Consider the following 16,794-nt stretch of genomic DNA (forward strand, 5'->3'; position numbering starts at 1 on the left):
GCGTTTTCGGTTCGACCTGGATCGCAGCGGTTCAGCGGAATGCGCAGGCTCCCTTCCCTTCTGGGGAGGGGAAGGGGTGGGGTGGCGCAGGTGGCACCGCCGCGCGTGATGCGGCACCACCCCCACCTCCCACTGCTCCCCACAAGGGGGAGGAGAGCGCATCGCGCCACCTGATCCAAGTTTGATCGAAACCGCCCTAATCCCGCTTGTCGCCCGGCTCCGGTGTGGGCCGGAGGCCGAGGCGCTCCAGGCAGACCTCCTGCACGATCCGCTGCAACACGCCGATGCGTTCGGCCAGCCAGTCCAGTTCTTCGGTCGTGATGCGATAGTGGCGCGAGTAGCGCGCCTTCACGTAGGCATCGTGCAGCAGGTTGAAGCGGCGGCGGCTGAGCCGCGTGTTGCGCGGCCATGCCTCCACCAGCCGCCGATCGACGCCCTCGGCAATGGGGCGCAGTCGGCGGAGGGCGTGAAGCTTCGGGCTGTAGAGCGTCAGGACAAGCAGCGTGCAGTGAAACAAGCCTTCCGTGACCTGATGCAAGTCGAAAGCGGCCTGTCGGTTCGAACCCTGATCCATGAGAAAGCGAGCCGCTCGAAATCGTCTTGCGGCATCGTCAAACCACGTCTCGTAGTGGAGCCACGCCTCATCTCGGCGCGTCTCCGGGGTGAGCGCCCCCGGCTCGGCGAGCGGAAAGCCCGACGCCTCGTAGAGGGTGATGCCGTCCCGGAAGATGTCCGTGAAGAACGGCCGCCCCCGGGCCATCTGGTCGTTCACGTCCGCGTGGCTGTGGACGATCAGGCTCACCGATGCGGTGTGGAACGACTTGAGCATCTCGCTCTGGACGAAGCGGTCCCGCACCGGGTCCCACAGATCGATCTCATCGACCAGATCGTCGTGGTTCACGACGACGAGCAGGTCGTAATCGGAAAAATAGCCGGAGGCCCGGTCCTCCACCCAGCCGCCGCGGGCGTGCGAACCGTAGAGCACCACCCGGACGATGCGCCCGCGCCGCTTGCGGTCGGACAGTTTTCCCTTCTGGAACGCGTCGAACTCCTCGAACAGGATCGCCACCGTGCGGGCGAGGTCCCGGCGCTTGCGGAGCGGCAGGTGGGCGAGGCGGTCGTCGAGAATCATCGGGTTGCCACGGAGACGAGCGCTCAGTAGCCGACACGCCCCATCCTGGCGAGGCGCGGGCCGGAGGTCGGGAGGGCGAGGCCCGGAACGGGCTTTGCGTCGCGGGCCGCCCTCGCCTATTCGCGGGATGACCGCCGCCGGAGCACCCATCGGAACAGCCATGCCCGAGACCCCGATCTTCTCCTCCGCCGCCGTCGCCGCGCCCCACAGCCTCGCGGCCAGGGCGGGCCAGACCGTCCTCGCGCAAGGCGGCAACGCCATCGAGGCGATGGTGGCGATGGCCGCCTCCATCGCCGTCGTCTACCCGCACATGAACGGGCTCGGCGGCGACGGCTTCTGGCTCGTGCGGGAGCGCAACGGACGCGTGCGCGGCATCGAGGCCTGCGGACCGGCGGGCCGCGCGGCCACCATCGCCCGCTACCGGGAGAAGGGCTACGACGCGATTCCTCCGCGCGGGCCGGAGGCGATGGTGACGGTGGCCGGGACCGTCGGCGGGTGGGAGCTGGCGCTCGCCCTCTCGCAGGCGCTCGGCGGGCGCCTTCCCCTCGCGACGCTGCTGGCCGACGCCATCGGCCAAGCCCGCGACGGCGTGCCGGTCTCCGCGAGCGAGGCGCGCTACGCGCCGCAGGCCGGCGACACCCTGCACGACGCGCCGAACTTCGCCGCGACCTTCCTGAAGGACGGCCAGCCCTTCGCGGCCGGTGAAACCCGCCGCCTGCCGGCCCTCGCGCAGACGCTGGAGCACCTCGCCCATGCCGGGCTCGACGACTTCTACCGGGGCGATATCGGCCGCGAGATCGGCGCCGACCTCGAACGGCTCGGCGCCCCGGTCTCCCGCGCGGACCTCGAAGCCTACCGTCCCGCCGAGCGCGCACCGCTGACCCTGCGCCGCCGCGCCGCGACGCTCTACAACTTCCCGCCGCCGACCCAGGGGCTGGCCGCCCTGCTGATCCTCGGCATGTTCGACCGGCTGACCATCGCCGAGGCGGAATCGGCGGCCCACTACCACGGGATGATCGAGGCGACGAAGCGCGCCTTCGCCATCCGCGACCGGGTGGTGACCGATTTCTCCCGCCTGCGGCACGACCCCGCCGCCTTCCTCGATTCGCAGCGCCTCGCCGCCGAGGCCGCGCGGATCGACTTGGCGCGGGCGGCCTCGATCCCCGTCGTCTCCCATACCGGCGACACGGTGTGGATGGGGGCGATCGACAAGGACGGCCTCGCCGTCTCTTTCATCCAGTCGGTCTACTGGGAATACGGCTCCGGCACGGTGCTGCCCCGGACGGGCCTCGCGTGGCTCAACCGGGGCGTGTCCTTCTCCCTCGACCCCGCCGCCGTGAACCCCCTGGAGCCGGGCCGGCGGCCGTTCCACACGCTCATTCCCGCGCTCGCCACCTTCGACGACGGCCGGGTGATGGCCTACGGCTCGATGGGCGGCGACGGCCAGCCGCAATTCCAGGCGCAGATCTTCGCGCGCTATGCCGATTACGGGATGTCGGTGGCCGACGCCGTCGATGCCCCGCGCCTGCTCTACGGCCGCACCTGGGGGGCGCCGTCGCTGAGCGTGAAGGTGGAGGACCGGTTCGACCCGGCCCACCTCTCCGCGCTGGAGCGGATGGGCCACGAGATCGAGCCGGTGGGCAGCGGCTACAGCGACACGCTGGGCCACGCGGGGATGCTGGTGCGACACCCCGGCGACGGCCGCATCGCCGCCACGCACGATCCCCGCTCCGACGGCGGCGCCGAGGGGTTGTAGAGGCGTTGCCCAAGGGCCGAGCCCTTGGGTGGGTCGTCGCGGTGAAACCTTGAATTGCAGGGCTCTGCCCTGCACCCGCAAAAGTTCTAGGACCTTTTGAAAGCATGACTTGGGCGGCGCCCGCGGCATCCGTGAGGTGCCGTTAAGTGATGACGGCGCTATGATGGCGTCCACCGTTGCCCGTTCCTGCCCCCGAATCGCCATGCTGATCCACGAAGGCGCCGCGCGCACCGGCCGGACCGACGAACGTCTTGCCTGGACCTTCGCGGCCATCGCCGGAGCCTTGAACGCGGCGGGCTTCTACGCCTTTGGCGCCTATTCCGCGAACATGACCGGCAACGTCTCCTCGCTCGCCGACCATCTCGGCCTCGGCGAGGCGCGGATGGCCCTCTACGGTCTGCTCCTCGTCGCCGCCTTCATGTCGGGGGCGGCCATGGCGACCCTGCTCGTGGCGGTGGGACGCTGGCAGGGCCTGCGGGGCGTCTATGCCTACGCGGTGCTGGTGGAGGCCCTGCTGCTGACGGCGCTCGGCTGCGCGGCGCCCTGGCTGGCCGAGGGGACGCGGGAGGCGGTGCTGTCGCTCGGCCTCGGCTTCGTCCTCGGCCTGCAGAATGCCACCGTCACGCAGATCACCAATGCGCGGGTGCGCACCACGCACGTGACCGGGACCATGACGGATATCGGCATCGGCCTCGTCCAATGCCTCGCCCGGCATCCCGGCGCCGACCGGGCGCGGCTGCGGCTGCACCTCGTCACCGCCGCGGCCTTCCTGGCGGGCGGAATCGCGGGCGTGGTGGCGTTCAAGGCGATCGGGACGGCCCTGCTCATCGTGACGGGCGGGCTGCTCGCGGCGCTGGCCCTGCCCGGCATCAGCTCGGCCCGGCGGCTCCAGCTCACAAGCTGAACGGGAGCTGCCAGCGGGCTTCAGGGTCGGTGCAGCGCCGCCCTGCCATTCTCTCCTCAACAGCCCGGCCAGGGCCGGCTGGGAAACACGGAACCGGGCATCGTCGCGATGCCGGCCTCCGCCGAGCGAGAGGGATGGGTCATGAAGACGTTTGCTACGCTGGCCGCCACCGCGCTGGTCATGGCCGGAACCTTCGGAGCGCCGCAGCAGGCGCAGGCGCGCGGCGGCGGTGCCATCGCGGCGGGCGTGATCGGCGGCCTCGCGGCGGGCGCCCTCCTCGGCGCCGCCATCTCCGACGCCCACGCCGCCCCGGACTACGGCTATCGCCCCGCGGGCTATGGCTACGGCTACAGCCGTCCCGCCTACGGCTATGCCCCTGTCGTCGAGGAGGAGTACGTTCCCGCCTACCGCCCGCGCCGGGTCGTCCGCACCTACGACGACGGCCCCTCCTACGGCTACCGCCCGGCGGGCTACGGCTACGGCTACGGCCGTCGCCACTGCGACCGGCCCGACGGCTACGGCTACGGCGGCTGGTAAGCCCCGCCGGCACGATCCGGGCGCTCCTGTCGCCCGGCCTCACACCACCGCTCCGGCGGTGGTGTCGTCGTTCGGGGACGGGGTGATGGTGCGGACGGCGGGACTCGAACCCGCACGGCCTTGCGGCCGCAAGATTTTAAGTCTCGTGCGTCTACCGGTTCCGCCACGTCCGCATCGGGCGAGCGGTAGCGGGCCGGGGCGCCGGGATCAAGCCGGGGGCGTCCATCCGTAGACCCAGGCGTAGCGCTCGCGCATCCCGTCCGGACCGAGGCGGCGCATGACCGCGTTGCGGGCGAGCCCCACGAGGGCGCCCGCGTGGTAGGTGCGGCCGTTCGCGCGGGCGGCCCGCTGGACTTGGCGGACGCGCTGCGCCCGCGCCTCCGCATAGGTGGCGAGGGCCGTGGGCACGTCGTCTCCTCCGGACAGGCACCGGGTGAGCACGGCGGCATCCTCGATCGCCAGGGCGGCGCCCTGGGCGAGGTAGGGCAGGACGGGATGGCCCGCATCGCCGAGGAGAGCCAGGCGGCCCCGGGCCAGGGGGCGCGCCGCCGGCCGGTCGGCGAGGGACCAGACCAGCCAGGAATCGGGCAGGTTCAGCAACTCGCGCAGGGGACCCGCGCAGGCGCGGAAATGCGCGCGCAGCACCGCCGGCTCACCGAGGCGGCCCCAGCCCTTGTCGCCCACCGCCTCCGGGACGATCGCGACGACGTTGAGCAGGCTCCCGCCCCGGACGGGATAGTGCACCACATGCCGCCCCCGCCCGAGCCAGAGGCCCGTCGCCTCGCCCGCGAAGGCCTCCGGCACGGCCTCGCGGGGGAGGAGCGCCCGCCACGCGGCGGCGCGGCCGGGGCGCAGCGGCGCCTCGTCGAGATGGCGGCGCAGGTGCGAGCGCAGCCCGTCCGCGCCGATCACGAGGTCGAAGCCCATCTCCTGGTGGCCCGCGCCGACCTCGGCGGTGAGCGTCGCCCGCTCCGGCCCCTCGGCGAGGCCGGTGACGGAGCGCCCCATGAGGAGGCGGATGCCCTGGCGCCCGCGCACTGCGTCGAGGAGCACGGTCTGGAGGTCGGCCCGGTGGATTACGTAGTAGGGGGCGCCGAACCGCTCCCGCGCCGTCTGCCCTAGTGTCACGCCGCCGATGCGGCGGCCGGTCTCCAGGGCACGGACCTCGACGCCCGGCGGCTCGCTCGCCGCCCGGCGCAGGGGCGCCGACAGGCCGAGGCCCGCCAGCACCCGGCTGGCGTTCGGCGAGAGTTGGATGCCCGCGCCGACCTCGCTGAACCCCGTCCGCCGCTCCAGCAGCGTCACCGCGTGGCCCGCCGCGTGGAGGGCCAGGGCCGCCGTCAGGCCGCCGATCCCGGCGCCGACGATCCCGATGGTGAGGGACGGGCCCGGGGGAACCGAATCGGGGGGCAAGGCTGCTGGCGCCGCCTCAGGCCGCGGCCGCGGGGGTGTCGTCGTGCCAGACGCACTCGGCCGGCTCGGCCGCGCCCGCCGCCAGCGTCGGCGCGTAGCGGTAGAGCGTCGAGCAGTACTGGCAGATGATCTCGGATTCCGCGCCCATGTCGAGGAAGACGTGCGGATGGTCGAACGGCGGCAGCGCGCCGATGCACATGAACTCCTTCGCGCCCACGGAAATCGCGGGGACGCCGGGTTCGTTGTGAAAATGCGGTACCGACTTGCCAGCCATCCGGACCTCGCCTGCCCCGGACGCGGGGCATGTCCGCCGCAGCTTATGCCGCCCCGCCCCCCGGACGCGCAAGGGGGAGGCGCGAAGGGGGAGCGCAAAGGGGGAGCCGCCGGAGATACCCGCTCACCGCACATGGCCTCGCGCGGGAAACGCCGGGGAAGGCCGCTTGGCCTGCCGACGCGGGCGCCGTACATAGGCGGAAAGGCCGAGATCCCTCAGACCCGTCAAGACGTCCCGATGATGCAGCAGGAACAGGCGAGCGCCCAGGCGCGTCGCGCGCCCGAGCCGCCGATCCACGGCCCCGAGGATTTCGCCGGCATGCGCCGGGCGGGCCGCCTCACGGCCGAGGCCCTCGACCTCCTGATGGAGGCGACCCAGCCCGGCGTCACCACCGAGGCCCTCGACAAGCTCGCCTACGAGTTCGCCATGGACCACGGGGCCTATCCGGCCTCCCTGCTCTATCGCGGGTACCCGAAGTCGATCTGCACCTCGATCAACCACGTGGTCTGCCACGGCATCCCGAACGACAAGCCGCTGCGCGAGGGCGACATCGTCAACCTCGACATCTGCCTGATCCTCGACGGCTGGCACGGCGATTCGAGCCGCATGGCCTATGTCGGGGAGGTGCCGCGCAAGGCGCAGCGCCTGTGCGAGATCACCTACGAGGCCCTGATGCGCGGCATCGCGGCGGTGCGTCCCGGCGGCTCCACCAACGACATCGGCCGCGCGATCCAGACCTTCGCGGAAGCGGAGCGGTGCTCCGTGGTGCGCGACTTCTGCGGCCACGGCCTCGGCCGGATCTATCACGACGCGCCGACGATCCTGCACTACGTCGAGGCGAGCTACGACGTGCCGCTCAAGCCCGGCCAGTTCTTCACCATCGAGCCGATGATCAACCTCGGCCGCCCGGCGGTGAAGGTGCTGGGCGACGGCTGGACCGCGGTGACCCGCGACCGCTCCCTCTCCGCGCAGTTCGAGCACACCGTCGCCGTCACCGAGACGGGCGTGGAGATCTTCACGGCCTCGCCGAAGGGGCTTCACCAGCCGGTCAACCCGGCCGCCTGAGGCCGCCCCGCCCGTGGCCCGCAAGCCCGCCACCCCCGCGCCGGGGTTCTCTGACGGCGCGGTGCAGGCTCCGCTGCCGAAGGAGGAGCCGCACTATCTCGGCCACCGCGACCGTCTCCGCGAAAAATTCGCCGAGATCGGCGGCGAGGGCCTGCCGGATTACGAGGTGCTGGAACTGCTGCTGTTCCGGGCGATCCCCCGGCGGGACGTGAAGCCGCTGGCCAAGGCGCTGATCCGCCGCTTCGGCAGCCTCGCCGAGGTGCTGGCCGCCGAGCCCGCCCGCCTCCGGGAGATCGAGGGGATCGGCCCGGGGGTCGTCTCGGACCTGAAGCTGGTGGAGGTTGCGGGCCGCCGTCTGGCCAGGGGCGACCTCCGAGAACGCGATGTCATCGCCTCTTGGAGCGCCCTGTCGGATTACCTGCGCGCCACCATGGCCTTCGCGCCCCGGGAGGAGTTCCGCATCCTCTTCCTCGACAAGCGCAACCACCTCATCGCCGACGAGGTGCAGGGCCGGGGCACCGTCGATCACACGCCGGTCTATCCCCGGGAGGTCGCCCGCCGGGCCCTGGAACTCTCGGCCACCGCGATCATCCTCGCGCACAACCATCCGTCCGGCGATCCGGCGCCCTCCTCCGCCGACATCGCCATGACCCGCGAGATCGTCGCCGCCCTCGCGCCCCTGCGGATCGTGGTGCACGATCACGTCATTCTCGGGCGTAACGGTCATGCCAGCCTGAAAGGTCTCAAGCTGCTCTGAGGCCCCCTCCCCCTGGCAACGGGGCGAGAGGCCGCTACGCTAGGACTCAATGGCGCGCCTCTTGCCTCTCCAAGCGGTGGCGTATGGGGGAGTGAACAGCATGGCGGTGGCGGCCTTCGACGAAATGAACGGCTTGGTCGACGGCGCGCCCGATCCCGCGACCCTCCGTGAGGCCTATGCCCGGCTCAAGACCTGGCTGGACACCACCCCGCCCGAGCATTTCAACACCCGCCGCAGCCAAGCCGAACTGCTCTTCCGCCGCATCGGCATCACCTTCGCCGTCTACGGCGACACGGAATCCACCGAGCGGCTGATCCCCTTCGACATCATCCCCCGGGTCATCACCCGGCCGGAATGGGACTTCCTGGAGGCCGGGTTGAAGCAGCGCGTCACGGCGCTGAACCTGTTCCTCAAGGACGTCTACGGCGCGCAGGAATGCATCAAGGCCGGCATCATCCCCGCCGACCTCGTCTACAAGAACGCCCATTACCGCATGGAGATGCGCAACTTCCGGGTGCCGCACGACCTCTACGTGCACGTGGCCGGCATCGACATCGTCCGCACCGGCGAAAAGGACTTCTTCGTCCTGGAGGACAACGCCCGGATCCCCTCGGGCGTCTCCTACATGCTCGAGAACCGCGAGGTGATGCTGCGGCTCTTCCCGGATCTGTTCTCGAAGCACCGGGTCGCGCCCGTCGAGAATTATCCCGACGCGTTGCTGGCGACGCTGCGAAGCCTCGCCCCGGCCTCCGCCACCCGCGATCCGACCGTGGTGCTGCTCACCCCCGGCCGCTACAACTCGGCCTTCTACGAGCACTCGTTCCTGGCCGACAAGCTCGGCGTCGAGCTGGTGGAGGCCTCGGACCTCTTCACCAAGGACGACGTGGTCTACATGCGGACCACGGAGGGGCCGCGGAAGGTGGACGTGATCTACCGCCGCCTCGACGACGACTTCCTCGATCCCCTGGTCTTCCGCCCCGATTCGGTGCTGGGCGTGCCGGGCATCATGAATGCCTACGAACGAGGCTCCGTGACGCTCGCCAACGCGGTCGGCACCGGCATCTCGGACGATAAGGCGGTTTACAGCTATATGCCGGAAATCGTGAAGTTCTTTACCGGCGAAGAGCCGATCCTGCATAATGTTCCGACCTATCGCTGCCGCGAGAAGGAGGCATTTGCCTACGTGATGGACAATCTGTCCGACCTCGTGGTGAAGGAGGTCAACGGCTCCGGCGGCTACGGCATGCTGGTCGGACCCCACGCCTCGAAGCGCGAGATCGACGACTTCGCCAAGAAGCTGCGCCATGCGCCCGACGGGTTCATCGCCCAGCCGACGCTCTCGCTGTCCACCTGCCCCACCTTCGTCGCCTCGGGCGTCGCCCCCCGCCACGTCGACCTGCGGCCGTTCGTGCTATGCGGGGCGGACGAGATCCGGATCGTGCCCGGTGGCCTGACCCGCGTCGCGCTCAAGGAGGGGTCCCTCGTCGTGAATTCGAGCCAGGGCGGCGGGACCAAGGACACTTGGGTGCTCGACGCCTGAACCCCCGCCGCCGCGACCCTCCGCCAAACCTTCTGCGACGGCCTCCGGGCCGGGACGATCGAGCCGGACAATGCTTTCCAGGACCGCCGACAACCTCTACTGGCTCTCGCGCTACGTCGAGCGCGCCGACTTCGTGGCGCGCATCCTCGACGCCGCGCACCGCCTCGCCGCCCTCCCCTCCAGCTACGGCGGGGGCGAGACCAACGAGTGGGAATCCGCCCTGGCCTCGGCCGGCGACCCGGCCCTGTTCAAGCCGCATTACAGCGTCGTGAACGCCGACACGGTGTGCGACTTCCTCGCCTTCAGCCCGCACAATCCGTCCTCGATCCGCTCCTGCATCGAGGCGGCCCGCGAGAGCGCCCGCTCGGTGCGCACCGCCCTCACCACGGAGATGTGGGACGCGATCAACGGAGCGTGGCTCGAACTGCGCGGCTATGCCGGGCGCGACCTGAACCGCGACGAGTTCGGCCGCTTCCTCGATTGGGTGAAAACCGTCTCGCTGACCTACGACGGCTCGGCCTTCCGCACGATGCTGCGCAACGACGCCTTCTGGTTTACGCGGCTGGGCACCGCGATCGAGCGGGCGGACAACACCGCCCGCATCCTCGACGTGAAGTACCAGATCCTGCTGCCGCACGACGAGAAGATCGGCGGCAGCCTCGACTACTTCCAGTGGACCACGATCCTGCGCGAGGTCTCGGCGCTCACGGCCTATCACTGGGTCTACCGGGAAAGCGTGAAGCCGCTGCTGGTGGCCGACCTCTTGATCCTCAACAAGCAGATGCCCCGCTCCTTCGCCAACTGCTACGGCGTGATCGTCGAGTATCTCGACCTCATCGCCGACGCCTACGGGCGGCGGGGGCCGAGCCAGCGGCTGGCGGGCAACATGCTGGCGAAGCTCGAGAGCGACGACATCGACCGGATCTTCGCAGCCGGCCTCCACGAGTACGTCGAATCGTTCATCGCGCAGAACAACGGGGTGGGCGAAGCCATCGCCAAGCAGTATCTCGTCGGCTGATTTCGACGGGACGGGCACCGGAACGACGGGCAACGAGACGGGCGGGAAACGCGCATGCGCATCCGCGTGGTCCACGAGACCAGCTACACCTACGAGCAGCCGGCACGGGGTCTGATCCAGATCCTGCGGCTCACGCCGCGCGACCATGACGGGCAATATGTCCGCAAGTGGCGGATCGACACCTCCGTCGACGGGCGGCTGACCGCCCGCGAGGACGGGTTCGGCAACATCGTCCATTGGTTCACGCCGGACGAGCCCGCCGAGGCCCTGGCGATCCGCGTCACCGGCGAGGCCGACACCGACGACAATGCCGGCGTCGTGCGCGGTGCGGTGGAGCGGCTGCCCAACCTGTTCTACCTCCGCGAGACGGATTTCTGCGTGGCGAGCCCGGAACTGCACGCCTTGGCCCACGACGCGGCCGATGCTGCGGCCGATACGCTCACCGCCCTCCACCGGCTCATGGAAGCGGTGAACGGTGCCGTGCGCTTCGAGCCCGGCCCGGCCACCGCCGCCGTCCCCGCCGCCAAGGCGCTGGCGGCCGCCTGCGGCAATTCGCAGGACATCGCCCACGTCTTCATCGCGGGCGCCCGCCACCTCGACATCCCGGCCCGCTACGTCGCAGGCTACCGCGCCCGGGAGGACGGCGAGGCCGAGGTGGAGGCGCCGCACGGCTGGGCCGAGGCCTACGTGCCCGATCTCGGCTGGGTCGCCTTCGACGCCGTCCACTCGCTCAGCCCCTCGGAGGGCTACATCCGCCTCGCCATGGGCCTCGACTATTTCGGCGCCGCGCCGATCCGCGGGAGCCGCGTGGGCGGCGGGACCGAGACGCTGGACGTGAAGCTCCGGGTCGAGCAAGGCAAGGCGGCGGTTCAATGCTGAACGCTCCCCATCCCGGAAAAGTCGTCCCATGACCTACTGTGTCGGCGTCCTTGTCGAGGACGGCCTCGTGATGGTCGCCGATACCCGCACCAATGCGGGGCTCGACGACATCTCCACCTACCGCAAGCTGCACCACTTCAACGTGCCGGGCGAGCGGGTGATGATGCTGGCCTCGGCCGGCAACCTCTCGGTCACACAATCGGTGCTGAGCCTGCTGCAGGAGGGGGTTCCCGGCGACGAGGGGGAGCCGCCCCAGCGCCTCATCGAGGCGCCGACCATGTTCCAGGCCGCGCAACTGATCGGCCGGGCCATCCGCCGGGTGCGGACCATCGAGCAGAAGGGGTTCGAGGCGGCGAGCATCCGGTTCTCGATCTCGCTGCTGTTCGGCGGCCAGATCGGCGACGAGCCGATGCGGCTGTTCCTGATCTACTCGGCGGGCAACTTCATCGAGTGCAGCACCGATGCGCCCTTCCTGCAGATCGGCGAGCACAAATACGGCAAGCCGATCCTCGACCGCGCGGTGAAGTTCCAGACGGACCTTTACGACGCCCTGAAGGTCGGGCTCGTCTCGATGGACTCGACCATGCGCTCGAACCTCGGCGTCGGCCTGCCCATCGACATCGCGCTGGCCCGCCGCAACGCGCTCAGCCTTGAGGTGAACCACCGCATCGAAGCGGGCGAGGGCTATTTCCACGATCTGCGCGAGCGCTGGTCGGCGGCTTTGCGGGCGGCCCACCGGGCGATTCCCCGGCCGCCCTACGGGCCTTCGGCGTAGCGCGTCGGGAGAATCCCTCCCCCCTCTGCGGGGGAGGGTGGCCCCCGTCAGGGGGGCGGGAGAGGGGAGCGACGCCACTGGATGAGGCGCTGCCCTCACCATAAGCTCCGCCTTTTCTTGAAGCGTGGTTCCCCTCTCCCGACCCCCACTTACGTGGGGGCCGCCCTCCCCCGCAGAGGGGGGAGGGAGATCGGGTGCGCTCTCGTCTAAACGATGCCGCGATCCGCCCAGCCCGCGAGCAGAGCGCGGGTGGCGCCTTCAGGGTCCTCCCCGTGCATCACCCCACCCATCACCGCGAAGCCCGCCGCCCCGGCTTCGCGGCAGGCGGGCAGCGTCCCCTCCCCGATCCCGCCCAGCGCCACGACCGGAATGCCGAAGCCCCGCGCGGCGGCGATCGCCTCCGGGCCGAGGGCCGGGCCGTAGCCGGGCTTGCTGGCGGTGGGGAAGATCGGGCTGAGGGTCACGTAGTCGGCCCCGGCCAAGGCGGCGGCCTCGACCTCCCGCAGGCTGTGGGCCGAGACGCCGAGCAGCACCCCGCCGAGCCTGTCCCGCACCGGAGAAACCGGGGCGCCGCCGGGCAGGTGTACGCCCCCCGCCCCGAGGATGACGGCAAGGTCGGGATCGCCGCCGACGATGAGAAAGCCCTCCGCCGCCCGCACCGTGTCCGCAACCGTTTCGCCGAGGCGGCGGCGCTCGTCGGGGGGCAGGTCCCGGTCGCGGAACCAGATCCAGCGCCCGCCCCCGGCGATCACCGCCCGGACCGTGGCGGCCAGCGGGCGGGCATGGCCGTGGCGGTCCGTCACCGCCAGCAGCGGCGACGGCAGGCTCACGAGCCGACGAGGCCGAGTTGCGGGCTGGACGGTTCCGCCCGGCCCCGGCGGGGAATGCGGCCGGCAAGGTAGGCGTCCCGGCCCGCCTCGACGGCCCGGGCCATGGCGCGGGCCATGCGCACGGGATCGTCGGCCTTGGCCACGGCGGTGTTCACGAGGCAGGCGGCGGCGCCGAGCTCCATGGCGATCACCGCGTCCGAGGCCGTGCCGATCCCGGCATCGACGATCACCGGCACGCTCGCCCGGCGGCAGATCAACTCGATGTTGGCCGGGTTGGCGACGCCCATGCCGGAGCCGATCAGCGAGCCCATCGGCATCACGGCGGCGCAGCCGAGATCCTCCAGGCGGCGGCAGACGATGGGATCGTCGTTGCAATAGGGCAGGACGGTGAAGCCCTCGTCCACGAGGTGGCGGCAGGCGTCGATCAGCTCGGCCACGTCCGGGTAAAGCGTCTCCCGGTCGCCGATGACCTCGACCTTGATCCAGGTCGTGTCCAGGGCCTCGCGGGCGAGTTCGGCGGTCATGATCGCGTCGCGGGCGGTCTCGCAGCCGGCGGTGTTGGGCAGGAAGCGGCGGCCCTTCAGCAGGCTCACCGTGTCGGAGCCGTGCCCGGCCAGCGACACCCGGCGGATCGAGGCGGTAACCACTTCGGCGTCGGACGCCTCGACGGAGTCGCGCATGATCGCCTGCGTCGGGTAGCCGGCGGTGCCGAGGAACAGGCGCGAGGACAGGCGCACCCCGGCGATGACCAGGGCGTCGTCGTCCTCGGGACGAACGGGCGTGACTGTGCTGTCCATGCTCTAGCCTCCCTGCATGGCGCGGACGATCTCGATGCGGTCGCCCGGTGAAATGGCGGTGTCGGCCCACTGCGCCCGGCGCAGGACGCGGCCGTTGAGGGCGATGGCGATGCCCTGCGGGCTCTCGATCCCGGTCTCCTCCGCCTCGAGGCGGAACAGGGCCTCGACGGTCTCGGCCTCGACCTCGCGGGGTTCGCCGTTGACGAGAAGCCTCATCGCGCCGCCCGCCGCGGCTCGGGCCGCGCGAAGCGGGCCAGGGTGAAGGGCTTGGCCACGTCGGGCAAGGCGCCCCCGGCCACGAGGTCGGCCACGGCGTCGGCGGTGGCGGGGGCCAGGAGGTAGCCGTTGCGGTGATGGCCGGTGGCGGCCACCAGCCCCGGTGCCAGGGTGTCGATGATCGGCGCGTCGTCGTCCGAGGTCGGCCGGTAGCCGCTCCAGACGGCCTCCACCTCCATCTCCTCGATCCCCGGCAGCACCCGGCGGGCGCCCTCCAGCAGGGCATAGAGCCCGCCCGCCGTGTTGCCCGGCCGGAAGCCGCAATCCTCGACCGTCGCGCCGACGATGAGCTGCCCATCGCTCTTGGGCGCCATGTGGACCTGCTCGGTCCAGACCATCCGGGAGAGGGTGCCGGTCTGCTTCGTGGTGCGCAGCGCCAGGGCCTGACCCTTCAGCGGGCGCACCGGCAGGGCGAGGGAGCCGGGCAGGAGCCCGCCCTCCCCGCTCCAAGCGCCGGAGGCGAGGATGACCGTCCCGGCGCGCAGCGTGCCGCCCTCCGTGCGCAGGCCGGTAACCGCGCCGCCGGTCCAGTCGAGACCGGTCACGGGTGTGTTCTCGACGAGCGTCACCCCCGCCGCCGCGCAGGCTTGCGCCAGGGCGGCCATGACCAAACGGGGATCGACCTGATGATCCAGCGGGCAGCGCACGCCCGCCGTCACCGAGGGGCGCAGCCCGGGCTCCAGGCGGCGGATTTCGGCCCCCGGCAGCCACTCGGCGTCGAGACCCGAGCGGCGCTGAAGGTCGAAGCGGAAGCGCAGGCGCTCCACCTCGTCGCGGCCGATGGCCAGGACCAAGGTCCCGTCAGGCCGGTAGTCGATGGACAGGCCGGAGGCGGCTTCGAGGTCGTCGCGGAAGCCCGGCCATCGGGCCAGGGAGTCGAGGGCCAGCGGCAACAGCGGGTCGGAGCCGGGCTCGTGCTCGGCGGCCGGCGCCAGCATCCCCGTCGCCGCGAGGCTCGCACCGCTGCCGAGGGTGCCCCGCTCCACCACTGCCACCGACAGCCCGCGCCCGGCGAGCCGCCACGCGCAGGCGAGGCCGATCAGGCCGCCGCCGACGACGGCCACGTCCGCCCGCTCGGGCAGGCTCGCCGTCGAGGGCGTCAGGCCGGAATCCCGGCGGCGTCCGATGGGGGCTTCGGGCCTCGGCAGAACCACGTCAACGCTCCGCTGCTCGGGCGGAGGGATGGGGCCGGATGCTTTCTTGAAAAGCGATGGCCTGTCGGGGCGACGGCCGCGGTCCAATCCCTACGCCGGTGTGAACCGGATCAGGTTCGAAGGATTTCCGCGCCGCAGGCCCTCTCGGGCGTGCCAGCGGTTTCTCAGCCCCTTGCCGGGGATCTCCCTGGAACATGCGAGATGTGGCCCGTGGCGGGCCGAGCGTCAATCCCCTCCGGGCGTCGTCCTTGCGAGCATCGCGAAGCAATCCAGGGATGCGCCACGCAGGGCCATGTCCCGCTGCCCTGGATTGCTTCGCGATGCTCGCAATGACGTCCACCGACCGGGAGGGGGCGCCCGCAACGACGGCGAAGCGTGTCAGTCCCGCTTCCGCGGCCGCAGGAACTTCGGCTTGAACACCGCCATCGGCTCCTCGAACCCATGCAGGACGTGGGTGCCCACCGGGACCGGATCGCCCCACAGGAAATCCACGAAGGGCTTGGACATCAACAGTTCCTCGCCGAGCCCCCGGTTGAGCTTGGCCAGCCGGCTCGCGAGGTTCACGTCGCGGCCGATCACCGTGAAGTCGAGGCGGGAGCCGGAGCCGACGTTGCCGTAGGCGGCCTCCCCGTGGTGCAGGGCGATGCCGGCCTGGATCCGCACGGGGAACTGATGGAGGGCGTTGGCCTCGTCGAGGGCGGCGAGCACGTTCTGGGCGGCGGTGAGGGCGCCCTTGGCCGCGCCGCCGAGGTCGTCGCCGCTCTCACGGAAGATCGCCAGCAGGCCGTCGCCCAGATACTTCAGCACCTCGCCGCCCTCCCGCTCGATCGGCGGGACGAGGCAATCGAAGAAGACGTTGAGGAGCGCCACCGCCTCCTCCGGGGTCATGTCGGCGGAGATGCGGGTGTAGTCGCGCATGTCCGCGAACAGGATCGCGGAGCGGATCCGCGTGACCTGCCCGCGGCGGATGTCGCCCGACAGGATCGCCCGGTGCGGCTCGTCGCCGACATAGACGCGCAGCACGTGGTCGAGCTGCTTGTTCAGCACCCGCATCTCCATCACCGCCGCGAGCGCGGGCATGACGAAGCGCAGGATGGCGATGTGCTCGCGCTCGAACCCGGTCGGGCACTTGGTGGAGAAGGTGATGCCGTTCTGCGTGCCGTTGGTGAAGAACAGCGGCGCGACGACGTAGTGCGTGTAGCCCTCGGCCTTGAGGTCGGGGACGATGGCGTAGGCGTCGTCCGGCGTCTCGGACAAATCCAAGATCAGCCATTGGCCGGTCTGGTGGACCTCCGCGAAGGGGCTGCGGAGGTAGGCTTCCTGCGAACGGCTCCCGTGCGGGAACAGGCGCACGGTGACGCCGCCGTTGCGCGTCCACACGCGCCCGACACCGGCATATTCCGAATGGAGCGTGTCGATGGCGGTGGAGGCCCGGTCCACCGGCACGCCGATCGCGATCAGCCGCTCGGCCAGGCCCTCGAGCATGTGCTCGGCCTTGTCGATGCGGGCGCCCTCACCCAGCAGCCAGTCGCGGATACCCACCGAGGGTTCCAGCGCGCCGAAGGGGACGTCGCCGGTCTCGGAGCCGTCCGCGTCGGCCGTCGGCGCTCCTGGCATAGGCGGACGTCGTTCGAGCATGACGCCAAGGTGGGTTTCCGTCACGGCAAAGCAAGGCTTCGCCGTGAGT

17 protein-coding genes, 1 tRNA gene and 1 riboswitch are annotated in these 16,794 nt (G+C 71.1%); of the genes, 9 read left to right on the forward strand and 9 right to left on the reverse strand.

Annotated features, from left to right (window positions below; all coding sequences use genetic code 11):
• Positions 1-196: 196 nt before the first annotated feature.
• On the reverse strand, positions 197-1,132 hold the full coding sequence (locus tag MFF06_RS02780; protein ID WP_238201484.1) for a HEPN domain-containing protein: 936 nt from the start codon (positions 1,130-1,132) through the stop codon (positions 197-199).
• Positions 1,133-1,292: 160 nt separating this feature from the next.
• Here MFF06_RS02780 and MFF06_RS02785 point away from each other — a divergent pair, with 160 nt between their 5' ends.
• From MFF06_RS02785 to MFF06_RS02795, 3 genes are all read left to right on the forward strand, one after another.
• Positions 1,293-2,888, forward strand: coding sequence for a gamma-glutamyltransferase family protein (locus tag MFF06_RS02785; protein ID WP_238201485.1), 1,596 nt, complete (start codon positions 1,293-1,295; stop codon positions 2,886-2,888).
• Between the two features lie 202 nt (positions 2,889-3,090).
• Complete coding sequence (locus tag MFF06_RS02790) at positions 3,091-3,792, forward strand: YoaK family protein (protein WP_238201486.1); 702 nt, start codon at positions 3,091-3,093, stop codon at positions 3,790-3,792.
• Between the two features lie 141 nt (positions 3,793-3,933).
• Positions 3,934-4,329: a hypothetical protein gene (locus MFF06_RS02795; RefSeq protein WP_238201487.1), complete on the forward strand. Its 396-nt coding sequence runs from the start codon at positions 3,934-3,936 to the stop codon at positions 4,327-4,329.
• An 86-nt stretch (positions 4,330-4,415) separates the two neighbouring features.
• On the opposite strand, the gene MFF06_RS02800 is transcribed toward MFF06_RS02795, so the two are convergent.
• The 3 genes from MFF06_RS02800 to MFF06_RS02810 form a co-directional block, all read right to left on the reverse strand.
• Positions 4,416-4,502: transfer RNA gene (locus MFF06_RS02800), tRNA-Leu, on the reverse strand.
• Positions 4,503-4,536: 34 nt separating this feature from the next.
• On the reverse strand, positions 4,537-5,742 hold the full coding sequence (locus MFF06_RS02805) for an FAD-dependent monooxygenase (RefSeq protein WP_238201488.1): 1,206 nt from the start codon (positions 5,740-5,742) through the stop codon (positions 4,537-4,539).
• 16 nt (positions 5,743-5,758) lie between these two features.
• Positions 5,759-6,016 (reverse strand): zinc-finger domain-containing protein, encoded by a 258-nt coding sequence (locus MFF06_RS02810; RefSeq protein WP_238201489.1) that lies wholly within the window; start codon positions 6,014-6,016, stop codon positions 5,759-5,761.
• A gap of 237 nt (positions 6,017-6,253) precedes the next feature.
• On the opposite strand from MFF06_RS02810, the gene map reads away from it, so the two are divergent.
• The 6 genes from map (at position 6,254) to MFF06_RS02840 (ending at position 12,050) form a co-directional block, all read left to right on the forward strand.
• Positions 6,254-7,081: a type I methionyl aminopeptidase gene (map, locus tag MFF06_RS02815; protein ID WP_238201490.1), complete on the forward strand. Its 828-nt coding sequence runs from the start codon at positions 6,254-6,256 to the stop codon at positions 7,079-7,081.
• A 13-nt stretch (positions 7,082-7,094) separates the two neighbouring features.
• Positions 7,095-7,838: a RadC family protein gene (gene radC / locus MFF06_RS02820; protein WP_238201491.1), complete on the forward strand. Its 744-nt coding sequence runs from the start codon at positions 7,095-7,097 to the stop codon at positions 7,836-7,838.
• A gap of 100 nt (positions 7,839-7,938) precedes the next feature.
• Positions 7,939-9,378 (forward strand): circularly permuted type 2 ATP-grasp protein, encoded by a 1,440-nt coding sequence (locus MFF06_RS02825; protein WP_238201492.1) that lies wholly within the window; start codon positions 7,939-7,941, stop codon positions 9,376-9,378.
• Between the two features lie 70 nt (positions 9,379-9,448).
• Complete coding sequence (locus MFF06_RS02830; RefSeq protein WP_238201493.1) at positions 9,449-10,396, forward strand: alpha-E domain-containing protein; 948 nt, start codon at positions 9,449-9,451, stop codon at positions 10,394-10,396.
• Positions 10,397-10,450: 54 nt separating this feature from the next.
• Positions 10,451-11,275 carry a transglutaminase family protein gene (locus MFF06_RS02835; RefSeq protein ID WP_238201494.1) on the forward strand — a complete coding sequence of 275 codons (825 nt, stop codon included), beginning with the start codon at positions 10,451-10,453 and terminating at the stop codon, positions 11,273-11,275.
• 28 nt (positions 11,276-11,303) lie between these two features.
• The gene (locus tag MFF06_RS02840; protein WP_238201495.1) at positions 11,304-12,050 is read left to right on the forward strand and encodes a proteasome-type protease; all 747 of its coding nucleotides are present in this window, start codon (positions 11,304-11,306) and stop codon (positions 12,048-12,050) included.
• 206 nt (positions 12,051-12,256) lie between these two features.
• On the opposite strand, the gene MFF06_RS02845 is transcribed toward MFF06_RS02840, so the two are convergent.
• The 5 genes from MFF06_RS02845 to MFF06_RS02865 form a co-directional block, all read right to left on the reverse strand.
• Entirely contained in the window at positions 12,257-12,880 is a 624-nt protein-coding gene (locus MFF06_RS02845; RefSeq protein ID WP_238201496.1) for a thiamine phosphate synthase, read from the reverse strand.
• Complete coding sequence (locus MFF06_RS02850; protein ID WP_238201497.1) at positions 12,877-13,677, reverse strand: thiazole synthase; 801 nt, start codon at positions 13,675-13,677, stop codon at positions 12,877-12,879. The genes MFF06_RS02845 and MFF06_RS02850 overlap by 4 nt, the downstream gene beginning before the upstream one ends.
• A 3-nt stretch (positions 13,678-13,680) precedes the next feature.
• Positions 13,681-13,893 carry a sulfur carrier protein ThiS gene (gene thiS / locus MFF06_RS02855; RefSeq protein ID WP_238201498.1) on the reverse strand — a complete coding sequence of 71 codons (213 nt, stop codon included), beginning with the start codon at positions 13,891-13,893 and terminating at the stop codon, positions 13,681-13,683.
• Complete coding sequence (gene thiO / locus MFF06_RS02860) at positions 13,890-15,107, reverse strand: glycine oxidase ThiO (protein ID WP_238201499.1); 1,218 nt, start codon at positions 15,105-15,107, stop codon at positions 13,890-13,892. Before thiO ends, thiS begins: the two co-directional genes overlap by 4 nt.
• Before the next feature lie 69 nt (positions 15,108-15,176).
• Positions 15,177-15,305: riboswitch (TPP riboswitch) on the reverse strand.
• 180 nt (positions 15,306-15,485) lie between these two features.
• On the reverse strand, positions 15,486-16,745 hold the full coding sequence (locus MFF06_RS02865) for an adenylate/guanylate cyclase domain-containing protein (RefSeq protein ID WP_238201500.1): 1,260 nt from the start codon (positions 16,743-16,745) through the stop codon (positions 15,486-15,488).
• Positions 16,746-16,794: the final 49 nt, after the last annotated feature.

It is taken from the genome of Methylobacterium aerolatum (assembly GCF_022179085.1).
Classification (GTDB): Bacteria; Pseudomonadota; Alphaproteobacteria; order Rhizobiales; family Beijerinckiaceae; genus Methylobacterium; species Methylobacterium aerolatum.